The sequence below is a fragment of the Streptomyces sp. NPDC096324 genome (assembly GCF_044763015.1).
Taxonomy (GTDB): domain Bacteria; phylum Actinomycetota; class Actinomycetes; order Streptomycetales; family Streptomycetaceae; genus Streptomyces.
Genome location: NZ_JBIWFK010000022.1, coordinates 69,047 through 81,849, shown reverse-complemented (window position 1 = coordinate 81,849; position 12,803 = coordinate 69,047). Strand labels below are relative to the sequence as shown.

General features: G+C 72.9%; 11 protein-coding genes. 9 read left to right on the top strand and 2 right to left on the bottom strand.

Annotation, left to right across the window (positions count from 1 at the left end; translation table 11 throughout):
* Positions 1 to 147: 147 nt before the first annotated feature.
* Positions 148 to 681 carry a YbjN domain-containing protein gene (locus tag ACIQ7M_RS37920; protein WP_355768340.1) on the top strand — a complete coding sequence of 178 codons (534 nt, stop codon included), beginning with the start codon at positions 148 to 150 and terminating at the stop codon, positions 679 to 681.
* A gap of 78 nt (positions 682 to 759) precedes the next feature.
* Here the strand turns inward: ACIQ7M_RS37920 and ACIQ7M_RS37915 are convergent, their stop codons facing one another.
* Positions 760 to 1,977, bottom strand: a complete 1,218-nt coding sequence (locus ACIQ7M_RS37915; protein WP_403652912.1) for a hypothetical protein — start codon at positions 1,975 to 1,977, stop codon at positions 760 to 762.
* A gap of 508 nt (positions 1,978 to 2,485) precedes the next feature.
* Here ACIQ7M_RS37915 and ACIQ7M_RS37910 point away from each other — a divergent pair.
* Positions 2,486 to 4,498 carry a hypothetical protein gene (locus tag ACIQ7M_RS37910; RefSeq protein WP_403652909.1) on the top strand — a complete coding sequence of 671 codons (2,013 nt, stop codon included), beginning with the start codon at positions 2,486 to 2,488 and terminating at the stop codon, positions 4,496 to 4,498.
* A gap of 64 nt (positions 4,499 to 4,562) precedes the next feature.
* Here ACIQ7M_RS37910 and ACIQ7M_RS37905 read toward each other — a convergent pair whose 3' ends face one another.
* Positions 4,563 to 5,777: a pyridoxal phosphate-dependent aminotransferase gene (locus ACIQ7M_RS37905; protein ID WP_403652906.1), complete on the bottom strand. Its 1,215-nt coding sequence runs from the start codon at positions 5,775 to 5,777 to the stop codon at positions 4,563 to 4,565.
* Positions 5,778 to 6,004: 227 nt separating this feature from the next.
* Here ACIQ7M_RS37905 and ACIQ7M_RS37900 point away from each other — a divergent pair, with 227 nt between their 5' ends.
* The 7 genes from ACIQ7M_RS37900 to pyrE all read left to right on the top strand — a co-directional run bounded on the left by ACIQ7M_RS37900 (position 6,005) and on the right by pyrE (position 12,761).
* Positions 6,005 to 6,511 carry a hypothetical protein gene (locus ACIQ7M_RS37900; protein ID WP_403652903.1) on the top strand — a complete coding sequence of 169 codons (507 nt, stop codon included), beginning with the start codon at positions 6,005 to 6,007 and terminating at the stop codon, positions 6,509 to 6,511.
* A gap of 182 nt (positions 6,512 to 6,693) precedes the next feature.
* Positions 6,694 to 7,011, top strand: a complete 318-nt coding sequence (locus tag ACIQ7M_RS37895) for a hypothetical protein (protein ID WP_355768353.1) — start codon at positions 6,694 to 6,696, stop codon at positions 7,009 to 7,011.
* Positions 7,012 to 7,380: 369 nt separating this feature from the next.
* Positions 7,381 to 7,911 carry a DUF2617 family protein gene (locus ACIQ7M_RS37890; RefSeq protein ID WP_403652898.1) on the top strand — a complete coding sequence of 177 codons (531 nt, stop codon included), beginning with the start codon at positions 7,381 to 7,383 and terminating at the stop codon, positions 7,909 to 7,911.
* A 272-nt stretch (positions 7,912 to 8,183) separates the two neighbouring features.
* Positions 8,184 to 9,809, top strand: a complete 1,626-nt coding sequence (locus tag ACIQ7M_RS37885; RefSeq protein ID WP_403652895.1) for a polyamine aminopropyltransferase — start codon at positions 8,184 to 8,186, stop codon at positions 9,807 to 9,809.
* A 66-nt stretch (positions 9,810 to 9,875) separates the two neighbouring features.
* Entirely contained in the window at positions 9,876 to 11,117 is a 1,242-nt protein-coding gene (locus ACIQ7M_RS37880) for a carbon monoxide dehydrogenase (protein ID WP_403652892.1), read from the top strand.
* A gap of 290 nt (positions 11,118 to 11,407) precedes the next feature.
* The gene (locus ACIQ7M_RS37875; RefSeq protein ID WP_355768364.1) at positions 11,408 to 12,202 is read left to right on the top strand and encodes an aldose 1-epimerase; all 795 of its coding nucleotides are present in this window, start codon (positions 11,408 to 11,410) and stop codon (positions 12,200 to 12,202) included.
* A gap of 10 nt (positions 12,203 to 12,212) precedes the next feature.
* Entirely contained in the window at positions 12,213 to 12,761 is a 549-nt protein-coding gene (gene pyrE, locus ACIQ7M_RS37870) for an orotate phosphoribosyltransferase (RefSeq protein ID WP_386984090.1), read from the top strand.
* Positions 12,762 to 12,803: the final 42 nt, after the last annotated feature.

Genomic DNA, 12,803 nt, shown 5'->3' with positions numbered 1-12,803 from the left:
TCCGACGCGGGCCTTCTCCCTTTGCCGCGCCGATGCCCGGACGTGACCGGATCTTGTCAGCCACCGGAGGACAGGCTCCGCCAGAGGTTGCCACTCCCCTGCCCGCATGAGAGAGGATGGCAGCATCCGTACGAAGGGAAATACACGGTGAGCATCGACCCGTCCTCGATTCCGAATTTCGGGGGCCAGCCCGAGCCGCAGTCCGGCGGCCCCGCCGGCCCCGTGGTCCCGGATCAGGACCTCGTGAAGCAGCTCCTGGAGCAGATGGAGCTGAAGTACGTCGTCGACGACGAGGGTGACCTCGCGGCGCCGTGGGAGGAGTTCCGTACGTACTTCATGTTCCGCGGCGAGGGTGACCAGCAGGTCTTCTCGGTGCGGACGTTCTACGACCGGCCGCACCAGCTCGAGGAGAAGCCCGCGCTCCTCGAGTCGATCGACGACTGGAACCGTCGCACGCTGTGGCCCAAGGTCTACAGCCACACCCACGACGACGGCACCGTCCGCCTGATCGGCGAGGCGCAGATGCTGATCGGCACCGGCGTCAGCCTGGAGCACTTCGTGTCCTCCACGGTGAGCTGGGTCCGCGCCGCCATCGAGTTCGACAAGTGGCTCGTCGAGCAGCTCGGCCTGGAGCAGGAGATCAACGAGACGGACAAGCCCGGGGACGACGAGGAAGAGTAGGCCCGTCTCCCGGCGTGGCCCGTCCTCCCGGCGGCGCTCCGGGTCCGCCGCGCGCACCGACCCCTGGGACACGACGTCCTAGAGCGGGGTGTGCGCGATCACGACCAGATAGGCGCCGTAGGCGAACGAGAGCCCGGCCAGGGCACCGACCACGAGGGTCGCGTGCCAGGGCCGGGCTCTCGCCGTTCGCACCAGGGCGCGGGCCAGCGGCAGCAGCAGCGGGAACGCCGGGAGCAGGAAGCGCGGCTTCGACTCGAAGAACCCCGAGCCGCCCACCGCGATGAGCAGCAGGACGCCGCTGTGGACGAGCAGCGGCAGGGGCGCGCGGTCCGCGATCAGCAGCAGGTACAGGAGCACGGCCGCGGCGACGATCACCATGGTCATCGGGAACACGAACCGGTCGCCGTGCAGCAGCAGGTGCTTGACGAAGTGGAGCGACCCCTCGCCGAGGTCGAAGCGGGAGCCCCACAGCCGCTGCACCTGGAAGTAGCCGCGCAGCCAGTCGCCCTCGCGGTGGCCCACCCACAGCACGTAGCCGGTCCAGCCCACCGGCGCGAGCGCGGCGCCCGTCCACACCCTGTGGGAAACTTTTCCGCGGCTCCGCCAGATCTCGTGCGCCGCCGCCACGAGGACCGCCGCGGCCACCGCGAAGCCGTTCGGCCTGGCCAGCCCCGCGAGCGCGGCCAGCGAGCCGGCCCACAGCCAGCGCCCGTCGAGCACCGCGTACAGCGACCAGGCGGCGAACGCGGTCAGTACGGGCTCGGTGTACGCCATCGACAGCACCACCGAGTGCGGCAGCAGACCCCACAGCAGCACCAGCGCCGTACCGACCGCACGGCCGTGCAGCCGGGCACCGATCGCGTACACCCCGCACGCCGCGGCGGCCGCCGCGGTCCAGGAGACCAGCAGACCGGCCGAGCCCCCGGTCAGCGGTGTCAGCGTGGTGACGGCCCGTACGAGGGCCGGGTAGAGCGGGAAGAACGCGAGGTCGCTGTGGATCACCGTGGGATGGAAGTAGAGCGTCCTGCCGTAGCCGTGAGCGGCGATCCCCAGGTACCAGGCCGAGTCCCAGGACCGGGCGAGCAGGGCGACCGGGTGTCTGCCGGTGGCCCAGGCGGTCCCGGCGAGCACGAGGAGTCCGGCCAGGCGCGCGGCCGCGAACACCCCGAGCGCCGTGATCGCGGCGGACGGCAGGCTGCGCGCGGCGCGGGAGGAGCGGGAAGTGCGGGAGGGCCGGACGGCACGGTCGCCGGGCTCCGGGGGAGCGGGGCGAGCGAGGGTGGTCGGGTGGGTCACACCCCGAACTGTGCGTTCCGCACGGGGTATTCGCGAGCTTTGATCGTCCGTGCGGGTTCCGTTGCGGGGCCTCCGGCGCGCCGCCCGCGCGGGGGGTGCGGGCGGTGCTAGACGGCCGGGCCTGGCCGCTCCCCGACAGCTCCGGGACGCCTCGTCGGGAGTGGTCCCGAGCCCGCTGGAGTCATCGCCCCGGGAACGTCTCCCGGGTTCGGGGTTCGGGGTGCCGGGTTCGGGGTGCCGGATTCCTGTCGATGTCCACCGCGACCCCTCCGGACTCTTCCGGGGACTTCCGACGCCTTCCGGCGCCTTCTGGACTCTTCCGAAGACTTCCGACGCTTTCCGGACCCGTCCGACGCCTTCCGAACCCTTCTGGGGACTCCCGGACCCGTCCGACACCTCCCGGACCCTTCCGGGGACTCCCGGAGCTGCTGTTGTCAGGCAGAACCCGGCCCGGAGATCGCGGCCACCAGGCCGTGGCGCGTCGGCGGCGGTGCCGCATAATCCTCGCGTGTCACAGACCCCGGCCCCGATACCGGCCCCGATCTCGCCCTGCTCCGCTTCCGCGGGCGCACCTCTCTGGTCCTCCGAGGAAGCGGCCCGGTGGTCGCACCTCCGCCACGCCCCCTGGGCGCGCCCCTTCTGGTCCGTCCTGGCACTGCTGATCACCGTCGTGTGGGCGATCGCGGTGGCGCCGGAACCGCCGTGCACCGATGCCGTGCCCTGCGGTGCGGACTGGCCGGGCATGGTGGAGGTGGGCCTGGCCGCGGGTCTGCTGTACTGGCTCGCCCGGCTGCCGGAACTGACGCTGGTCGCGGCCGCCGCGCTGGCGGTCGTCGTGGCCCGGCTGGAACTGCCGGGCGCGGGCCCGGACTCCCTCGCCGCGAACCTCTGCGTCCTCGTCGCCCTGGCGTTCGGATGGGTTGCCGCCCGCGAACGGCTCGCCGCCCGTCGCCGGCAGCGCGACCTGGTGGAGGGCGCCGCGGGAGTCCGGTGCCCGCTTCCCGAACCCCTCGCGCCGTTGCGCCGCGGCATGATCCCGATCGCGGCCGGGCTGGTCCTGGTCGCGGTCGCCGCCTTCTTCGTGGCTCAGGGGCTCTCGGGCGTCCGGGACGACGAGCGGCACGCGGCCCGCGCGGTCCGTACCGTGGCGAAGGTGGTCGGCCGGAACGACGAGTCGGTCCGGGTCCGCACCGACGACGGGCGGCGGCTGACGCTCGACTCGCTCTATCCGGAGGACCATCGCACCGGCTCCGCCGTGACCGTGCTGGAGGACGGCTCGTGGCGGCGCCTGGCCTCCGAGCCGTACGACGCGATGGGCCCGCAGTTCGGGGTACTGGCCGTCGGCCTCCCCGGGCTCTCCCTGCTCGTCACCGGTCTGCTCGCCCGCCGCCGGGCCGCATCGCTGCGCCGGGGACCGGTTCCGGTCCTGCGGGTCGTGGAACGCATGGACGACGACGGCCTGGTCTGGATCCACGCGGGCGACGACACCACCGCGCGCCACCCTGTTCTGGGCGCGCAATTCGTCGCCGACGCTCCCGGCACGAACGAGCGGGGCCCGTGGCCCTCGGCCACCGCCGACCGGGACCAGTACCGGCACCGGGATTCCTCACACGCGACCCCGGACTCGTACGCGACCCCGGACTTGTACGCGACCCCGAACTTGTACGCGACCCCGAACTCGGAGTCGGCCCCCGACCCGTTCGCGGCCCCGGACCCCGACCCGTTTGCGGCCCCGGATCCGGAAGCACTGTTCTCGTCCGCCACGCGGCCGCGCGAGGCTCTCCTGTTCGGCTCTCCGTACGACGGTGGCGAGTTGCTGCTCATCACCACGTTCCGGGACGGCGAGCCGGCGGTCCTCCGCACGAGCGGCTCCGTCCGGATGCCCTACCCAGGAAGGAAGCCGGGGCGCGCCCCGGACGCGGACGCCGCGACCGCCGAGGCCTGCGCCGCCGCCACCCCGGTCCCCGCGACGCTGATCACGACAGGACGCCCGCTGAGCTGGGGACCCGGCACCCTGGCGCGCGCCGGCGGTGCGGCCCTGGCCCTGGCCATGATCGCGGGTGTGGCCGTCGACGCCCGCTCTCTGGTGACGGACGGGATCGGCGTGCGGGAGGTCTTCTTCCTGCTCTGCCTGCTGACCTGGCTCGGGACCGCCGCGGAGCAGATCAACTGGCGTGTCACCGCCGACAGTTCGGGGGTGTGGCTGACCGGGGTGTGGAAGGTACGGCACGTGCCGTGGGACCGCCTGCGACCGGTCCGGTACACCAAGGAAGGGAGCGTGGAGACCAGGCTCCCGGACGGCACCGACTGGCGACAGCCCGGCCTCGGAATGCCGAAACTGGAACGACGCCTCGGCCTCGACCCTTCCCTTGCCCGCATGGCCCAGGAGATCAACGCGCTCCGCCACCACCCCGAACTGCGCCCCACCGAACCGACCGACCGCCGAGCCCGCGGCCTCCCCCTCGGCCCCGCCCTGCTCACCCTCACCACCGCGGTGGCCCTGGCCTGGGCTTTCCACTGACGCGCCGAAGCCGCCCGCGTTCGGTCGGCCCAGGTCCCCCCGACCCCGGGCCGACCGGCGGGGTTCAGGACGCGAGACGACGCAGTCGCCCGGCGGCTTCCCGGAGCACCTCGTCCCGCTTGCAGAACGCGAACCGTACGAACGGTGCGCCCGCCTCGCGGTGGTCGTAGAAGACGGCGTTCGGGATGGCCACGACGCCTGCGCGTTCGGGCAGGGCGCGGCAGAACGCGAAGCCGTCCGTCTCGCCGAGCGGCCGGATGTCGGTGGTGATGAAGTACGTCCCCCGCGGCCGGAAGACGGCGAAGCCCGCCTCGGTGAGACCCGCCGCCAGCACGTCCCGCTTGCGCAGCATGTCCGCGCGGAAGTCCTCGAAGTACGCGTCCGGCAGCGCGAGCGCCTCGGCGACGGCGTACTGGAAGGGCCCCGACGCCACGTACGTCAGGAACTGCTTCGCCGACCGTACGGCGCCGACCAGGGCCGGGGGCGCGGTCACCCAGCCCACCTTCCAGCCGGTGAACGAGAACGTCTTGCCCGCGCTGCCGATGGTGACCGTCCGCTCGCGCATCCCCGGCAGCGTCGCCAGCGGCACATGCTCGGCGTCGTCGAAGACGAGGTGTTCGTAGACCTCGTCCGTCACCACGAGCAGATCCCGTTCGACGGCGATCCGCGCGATCTCCGTCAGCTCCGCGCGCGTGAGGACGGTGCCGGTCGGGTTGTGCGGGGTGTTGATCAGCAGCAGCCGCGTCCGCTCGGTGACGGCGTCGCGCAGCTCGTCGAGGTCGAGCCGGAAGCGCCGGTGGCCGTCCCCGTCGTCGCCGGTCTCGTCGGGGCGCAGCGTCACGGGTACGCGTGTCCCGCCCGCCATGGCGATCGAGGCCGCGTACGAGTCGTAGTACGGCTCCAGGGCGATCACCTCGTCGCCGGGTTCCAGGAGCGCGAGCAGCGCGGCGGCGATCGCCTCGGTTGCGCCCGCCGTGACCAGAACCTCGGTGTCGGGGTCGTACGACAGGCCGTAGTGGCGTTTCTGGTGCGAGGCGATCGCGGTGCGCAGCTCGGGGACGCCGGGACCCGGCGGGTACTGGTTGCCGCGTCCGTCCCGCAGCGCGCGGACGGCCGCCTCCCGGATCTCCTCGGGACCGTCGGTGTCGGGGAAGCCCTGTCCGAGGTTGATCGAGCCGGTGCTCATCGCGAGGGCGGACATCTCGGCGAAGATCGTCGTCCCGAACTCGGCGAGCCGACGGTTCAGAAAGGGGCGCGCACTGGAGGTCATGCCGGCCATCCTCCGCCCAAGTTCCGGACTTCCTCAACTCACCTCCGCCGACCGGCACCTGCGCACGTGCACCCCGCGTCACCTCTGAGCAGGGCGGCGCTGTCGCCGACTGCCGTCATCCCCCGACACCGGCCACCCCCGGACGGCCCACGTTCGTCGCGCTGCGACCGTCTGGCATGCTGCGCGGGCGATCATGCACAGACTGGCCGCGTACGGCCGGGGGAGGCGGGACGGACATGACGGAACCGCAGGTGAGTGGGGCCCCGGCCCCGGAGGAGGTCCGCTTCCGACCCGGCATGCGGCAGTGTGTGCTGCCCTTGCTCCTCATGACCGTGTGCCTGTGGTCCGGCACCGTCCTGCGGGCGGTCGCGGATGTCGGCCTTCCGGTGTTCGACGTATGGACCCCTGTCCTGTGGATCGTGTTGGTGGTGTCCGTGGTTTCCCCCTTCGGGATCACGTTGACCCCGTCGGCCGCCCGAGTGCACGACCTCCGCCGCCGCACCGTCCCGTGGACGTCCGTGCAGAGTGTCCGTATCGAGCACGTCGCGGGCGGCCGGGTCGTCGTGCTGTACGAGGCCGACGGCCGCCGCACCCGACTCCGGGCACCGGTCACCGGATTCCTCCAACGGGACCGCGACTTCGAGGAGAAGTTCCACGTCATCGGGCAGTGGTGGCTGGCGCACCGCGGCAGCGACTGGGTTCCCGTTCCGCCTCCCGGAACCGGCTCACCGAACCGGCGTTGACGCCGCGCGGCTCCCCGCACCTCTGCGCAGGTCGGGAACCGCCCCACTTCTGAATGCTCTGGAGTTCCTCAACTCTGCTTTGGGCCGGGAAGCGTGGGGGCATCCCCCTGGCACGCAAGGCTGGAACCGAGAAACACGGCCCACGGGGGGCCGCTTCGGGGGAACGGAAGGAGGGTGACGCCATGGTCATCGGCATCATCCTGGCGGTCGTCCTGCTCGTTGTGATCATGGGGGTCGTCGGCGGGGGGAAGAAGGGCAAGGGGCGCTCGTCCACGGGCGTGGCCGGGGGCCGGAGGGGGCGGCGCTCCTCCCGGAGCGGCGGCGACAGCAGTTGGTGGGCCGGTGGTGCGGGCGGTGCCGCGTCGTCCTGCTCGTCCGGCGGCTCGTCCGGTGGCCACCACGGCGGCGGGCACTCCTGCGGAGGGCACTCGTCGTGCGGAGGCTCGTCCTGCGGAGGCGGGTCCTCGTGCGGCGGGGGCGGATGCGGCGGAGGCAGCTGACACGGGGCAGCCGAGCTCCGAGCGAAACGTGCCCGTCGGCCGACCACTGCCGGCGGGCACGTTCGTGCGCCGGGCGCACGTCGTCGTTGAACAGTTGAGCTGTGGAGCCCTCGGGGGGATGGAAACCCCACGAAGTTGGGTAAAAACGCTGTGGCGGCAGCACAGTTCATGATTCCCTCTAAACCACCAAAGCGGCCCTGGTACATCACCAAGCAGCCCTGGGCCGACAGGCCTCGGAAGTCCATCGGATGGTCCTATCGGACGCGTCCGCAGGAAGCCCTTCCGGCTGGGCCGGCCAGGCCGTTCCCCCGGTGTTGACCGGGTGCGCAGGAACCCCACCTCACCTTTGCGTGCTAGCGGAGCCGACCCATGCTCACGACCCTGAAAACCTCGTACACCGACACGCGCGCGGCCGATCTCGCCTGGGCGCTGGGCCGCGAACCGCTGCCGGCCCTCGCCACGCTCGATCTCGAACTGGACGGTGCGAAAATCCAGTTGAGACTCCTCGGCGCGTCCCACCAGGTCCTTCTGGAGGAGGAGCGGGGCAGTTGTTCGGAGACCGTCGCCTGTATCGCCGGCAGCAGCACGCCCCTGCCGCTCGGCGTCGCGAAGAGGTTCGGCGACTGGGAGTACGAGTTCGCGGCCCGCGTCGAGATCCTGTCGCCCGGCTCCTTCGCCGGCCGCGCCCAGGAGTTGCTGGCCCTGGTCTCCGGTCACCCCCAGGGACTCGCCGGTGTCTTCCCCGGCAGCCCGCACGCGTTCACGGCGATGCTCGCCCAACGGCATGAGGGCCAGGTCCACTGGCGTACGTGGCACGCGTACCCGCAGGACGGCCAGTTGGTGGCGACGCGCACGCGAGTCGGCGTACGGACGGAAGCCCTCAGCGCGTCCGGCGTCTGACGGCGAAGCGAGCGTCGCGAAGAGAGCGTGGGCGCGGGGGCATATCCGGGGTGGGGCAGGGGGCATGTCCGCAGTGGGTGAGAGGTTCGGGCTCGGGGTGGGCGTGAGGTTCGCGCTCGGCGTGCCCGACGTGGGCGCCGGGTTCGCGCGCGAGGGTTCGGGTTCGGTAGGCCGGGAAGATGCCCAGGTCAACTCAGTACACCAGGAAGAGCAAGGGTTTCCACACGTGTGGGTGACGAGACGTAGTGGCGACGTGACGTAGCGTTCACGAGGTGATCGAACCGCACGCGCCAGCCCCGCCCGGCGTGCCCCCGCCCTGGGGTGTCCAGGGTCAGGCGCGGCTGCCCGTCCGGCCGGGCATCGGCAGGTTCCTCGTCCTCGCGGGCGTGTTCGTCTGCGCGGCCTGCGGACTCGTGTACGAGCTCGAACTCGTCGCCCTCGCCTCGTACTTGATCGGTGACTCGGTCACCCAGGCGTCCGTCGTGCTCTCCGTCATGGTGTTCGCCATGGGGGTCGGCTCTCTCGCGGCGAAGCGGCTGCGTCCGTGCGCCGCGGCCGGTTTCGGCGCCGTCGAGGCCCTGCTGGCCCTGGTCGGCGGATGCAGCGCGATGGCGTTGTACGCGGTGTTCGCCTGGACGGGCGGCTGGGGCGGTCCGTGGGCCGACGGACCCCGCTGTCTGCTGGTGGTCTTCTCGCTCACCATCGGCCTGCTCATCGGCGCCGAGGTCCCGCTGCTCATGGAGCTGATACAACGCATCCGCCGCCAGGATCCCGGCGGCGCGGTCGCGGACCTGTTCGCCGCGGACTACGTGGGCGCCCTCGTCGGAGGCCTCGCCTTCCCGTTCCTGCTGCTGCCCCTGCTCGGCCAGCTCTCCGGCGCGCTGCTGACCGGAACGGTCAACGTGATCGCCGGCGGCGCCCTCGTACTCGGTCTGTTCCGGGGCGACTTGACCCGCCGCGCGCGCTGGACCCTGGTCGTCACCAACGTCGTCGTGCTCGGCCTCCTCGCCTCGGCCGCGATGCTGGTCGACGACTTCGAACGGGCCGCGCGGCACGCCCTGTACGGGGCGGACGTCCGCGTCGCGCTCCGCACCGGCGTCCAGGAGGCCGTCCTCGCCGGAGGAACCCACGGCCGTCCGCTCCGCTTCTTCCTCGACGGCCGACTGCGCTTCAGCGGCCGCGACGAGCGCCGCTACCACGAGGCGCTCGTCCACCCCGCGATGAACGGACCGCACGCGCGCGTGCTCATCCTCGGCGGCGGTGACGGGCTCGCCGCCCGTGAGGTGCTGCGCCACCCCGGCGTGCGCCGCGTCGACATCGTCGAGCCCGACGCGGACGTGGTCCGGCTCGGGCGCCACGACGCGGCGCTGTCCGCCCTCAACGATCACGTGTACGACGACCCCCGGGTCCACGAGGTGACGGCGGACGCCTTCAGCCGGCTGCGCTTCGACCGGTCGACGTACGACGTCGTCGTCTCGGACCTGCCCGATCCCTGCGTCACCGCCGCCACCAAGCTGTACTCCCAGGAGTTCTACGGCCTCGCGCGCCGCGTGCTCGCGCCCGGCGGGCGTCTCGTGGTCCACGCCGGGCCGCTGGCCGACCGGCACCGGGCGTTCTGGACGGTCGACGCGACGATCCGGGCGGCGGGTCTGTCCACCAGGCCCTACCGCGTCGACGGCCGGGCCGCGGGCGCGGCGGGCGTGGCGGGGGCCCCGGGCGACTGGGGTTTCATCCTCGCCTCCCGGACCCCCGCGCCCCTGCGGCTGGACACCTCCTGCCCGCGGCTGCGCACCCTCACCCAGGCGGCCCTGACCGCGGACGCGCGCGCCGCCTCCCGCAGCCGCGGTCACCGTCCGCTGCCGCCCTCCACGCTGGTGCATCCGCGGTACGCCGACTGAGGGCGAGGTCGGGAATCCCGGTATACGCGGGTGCGCTCCGGTTCGTGCTGGGTAGGCTCGGCTGACATGGAGCATGAGGTGTTCGTTCCGTTTCCGGTCGGGCGGCTGCGAGAGGTGCTGGCCGATCCCGTCCGGGTCGCCCGCGCGATCCCGGGTCTCCAGCAGGACGCGTCGGCCGGCGCCGACAGCGCGGCCCAGGCGGACGGGGGCTCGCCGCCCGTGTCCGGGACCGGGCAGGACGGTGCGGACGGGTTCTCGCGGACCGGGACCGGGCAGGACCCTGCGGACGGGGCCTCGCGCACCGGGCACGGGCAGGGCCTGGGGGACGCGCGGGTCGCCGGGCGGCTGAAGGTCCGCGTCGCCGGTCACACGATCACCTATCGCGGCGCGTTCCGTGTCTCCGCCCAGGGCGACGGCTCGTACGCCGTCGAGGGCGACGCCACGGAGGTGCGCGGCGGCGGTGCGGTGAAGCTGGCGCTGACCCTGCGGCTTCTGCCCGCCGAAGGCGGCACCACCCTCGCGTTCGGTGGGACGGGCTCCGGCGACGGCCGCGTGGCGGAACTCCCGCGCGACGCCGTGGTCTCGACGGGCACCCGCCTGCTGACACGCATCGGCGAAGCCCTGGCGGCGGACCTGGCATCACAGCCCGAGTCCGGCTCCAGCGCCGACTCCGGATCCGGATCCGGAGTCGGCGCTGATGCGGCTACCGGTTCGGGATCCGAGGCCGCGACCGAGCCCACCCGGGCTCCCGAGCCCACACCTGCCGCCGAGGCCGGACTGGCCCCCGAGCCCACACCGGCCCCCGAGGCCGGACCGGCGAGCGAAGCCGGACCGGGACCCCAAGCCGGCCAGACATCCGAGGCCGGACCCGGAACCGAGCCCGAAGCCGGACCGGCGCCCGTCGCCGAACCCGAGGGCGGACCCGCGCCCGACGCCGACTCCGCGCCCGATGCCGAATCCGACGACGAATCCGACGACGAAGCCGTTCCCGGGTTCGAGGCCGACGTGACCTCCTCCCCGCTCGGTCCCGCGGGCGAGGACGACGAGTTCGACGGGGAGGACTTCGTGGCGGAGACCGGGGAACCGGGGAGGGCGGACGCGATGGCCGAGGCGGCGCACGCACGGCGGACGATGATCGGGCGCAGCGCGGAGGAGGTCGACCACGCCCCGCCGCGCGGCCGCTACGCCCCCGTACCCCCGCCGGAGGCCACCGCCGCCCGCGCCACCCTCCGCTGGGCGGCCCCCGCGGCGGCCCTGGCGCTGGCCTCGGCGATCGCTCTCACCCGGGCCCTGCGCAAGCGCCGTTGAGCAGGTGACGAGGCCGCGGGAAGTGCACGGCGTCCCTGAGCGGTGACCAGGCCGCCGGGAATCGCGCGGTGCTCCCGAGCAGGTGACCAGGTCGCGGGAAGTGCACGGCGTCCCTGAGCGGTGACCAGGCCGCCGGGAATCGCGCGGTGCTCCCGAGCAGGTGACCAGGTCGCGGGAATCGCGCGACGCCCCCGAGTCGGTGACGAGGTCGCGGGAATCGCACGGTGCTCCGAGTCGGTGACGAGGGCGAGGGAGCCACGTGGTGCTCCCGTCCCAGTAGGGTCGGCTCCGTGAGTAACGAAGACATCACGCTGACCGCGGACGACGCGGAGGTGACCGTGACGCCGGGCAACGGCGGACGGGTCGGGAGTCTGCGGGTCGGCGGCGTCGAACTGCTGCGGCAGGGCGCGAAGTTCGGGTGCTTCCCGATGGTCCCGTGGTGCGGACGGATCCGCGACGGCCGGTTCCTCGACGGCGCCACCGTCCGGCAGATGCCGCTCAACTCCCCGCCGCACGCCATCCACGGCACCGCCCGCGACGGCGCCTGGAAGAGGGCCCGCGTCACCGCGGACGAGGCCGTGATCACGTACGACCTGGTCGAGCCCTGGCCACACCCCGCCCGTGTCACCCAGGCGTTCGCCCTCACCGGGGACAGCCTGGCGATCACCATGGCGGTGGAGACGTACGGCGAGTCGTTCCCGGCGCAGATCGGCTGGCATCCCTGGTTCAACCGGAACCTGGGGGACGGCGGCGAGGACGCCCGGGTGGACTTCCTGCCCGCCTGGCAGGAGGAGCGCGGAGACGACCACCTGCCCACCGGCCGCCGCCTCGACCCGGCGCCCGGCCCCTGGGACGACTGCTTCGGCATGCCGGAGGGCGTCGACGTCACGCTCACCTGGCCGGGGCGGCTGGAGCTGAAGGTCGCCAGCCGCGAGCAGTGGGTCGTCGTCTACGACGAGCAGGAGGCCGCCGTCTGCGTGGAGCCGCAGACGGGTCCGCCGAACGGGCTCAACACCCACCCCCGGCTGGTCACACCCATCGAGCCCCTCGAAGCCACCACGACCTGGAGCTGGCGGCGCCTCTAAGCTGGCCTCCATGAGTGATGTACGCGGCACGCTGCTGCAGCAGATCAAGGACAAGGCCGTGGTGCACGGCAAGGTGACCCTCTCCTCGGGTCTTGAGGCCGACTACTACGTGGACCTGCGCCGGATCACGCTCGACGGCGAGGCCGCCCCGCTCGTCGGGCAGGTCCTCCTCGACCTCACCGCCGACCTGGAGTTCGACGCGGTCGGCGGGCTGACCATGGGCGCCGACCCGGTCGCCGGGGCGATGCTGCACGCCGCCGCCGCCAAGGGCCGCAAGCTGGACGCGTTCGTCGTCCGCAAGGCCGCCAAGGCGCACGGCCTCCAGCGCCGTGTCGAGGGTCCCGAGATCAAGGGCCGGCGTGTCCTCGTGGTCGAGGACACCTCGACGACGGGCGGCTCCCCGCTGGAGGCCGTCCAGGCCGTCCGTGAGGCCGGGGCCGAGGTCGTCGGCGTCGCCACGATCGTCGACCGCGCCACCGGTGCCGCCGAGAAGATCGAGGCCGGCGCCGGTGTTCCGTACCTCTTCGCCTACGCCAAGGGCGAGTTGGGGCTCGACTGACGACGCTCCCGTGGGACCCGGCCGAACGCCGGGTCCCGCATG

Coding starts and splice junctions, on each gene's coding strand:
- ACIQ7M_RS37905 (WP_403652906.1), bottom strand. CDS start 5,777: ATGGCCGGCATGACCTCCAGTGCGCGCCCCTTTCTGAACCGTCGGCTC.
- ACIQ7M_RS37900 (WP_403652903.1), top strand. CDS start 6,005: ATGACGGAACCGCAGGTGAGTGGGGCCCCGGCCCCGGAGGAGGTCCGC.
- ACIQ7M_RS37895 (WP_355768353.1), top strand. CDS start 6,694: ATGGTCATCGGCATCATCCTGGCGGTCGTCCTGCTCGTTGTGATCATG.
- ACIQ7M_RS37890 (WP_403652898.1), top strand. CDS start 7,381: ATGCTCACGACCCTGAAAACCTCGTACACCGACACGCGCGCGGCCGAT.
- ACIQ7M_RS37880 (WP_403652892.1), top strand. CDS start 9,876: ATGGAGCATGAGGTGTTCGTTCCGTTTCCGGTCGGGCGGCTGCGAGAG.
- pyrE (WP_386984090.1), top strand. CDS start 12,213: ATGAGTGATGTACGCGGCACGCTGCTGCAGCAGATCAAGGACAAGGCC.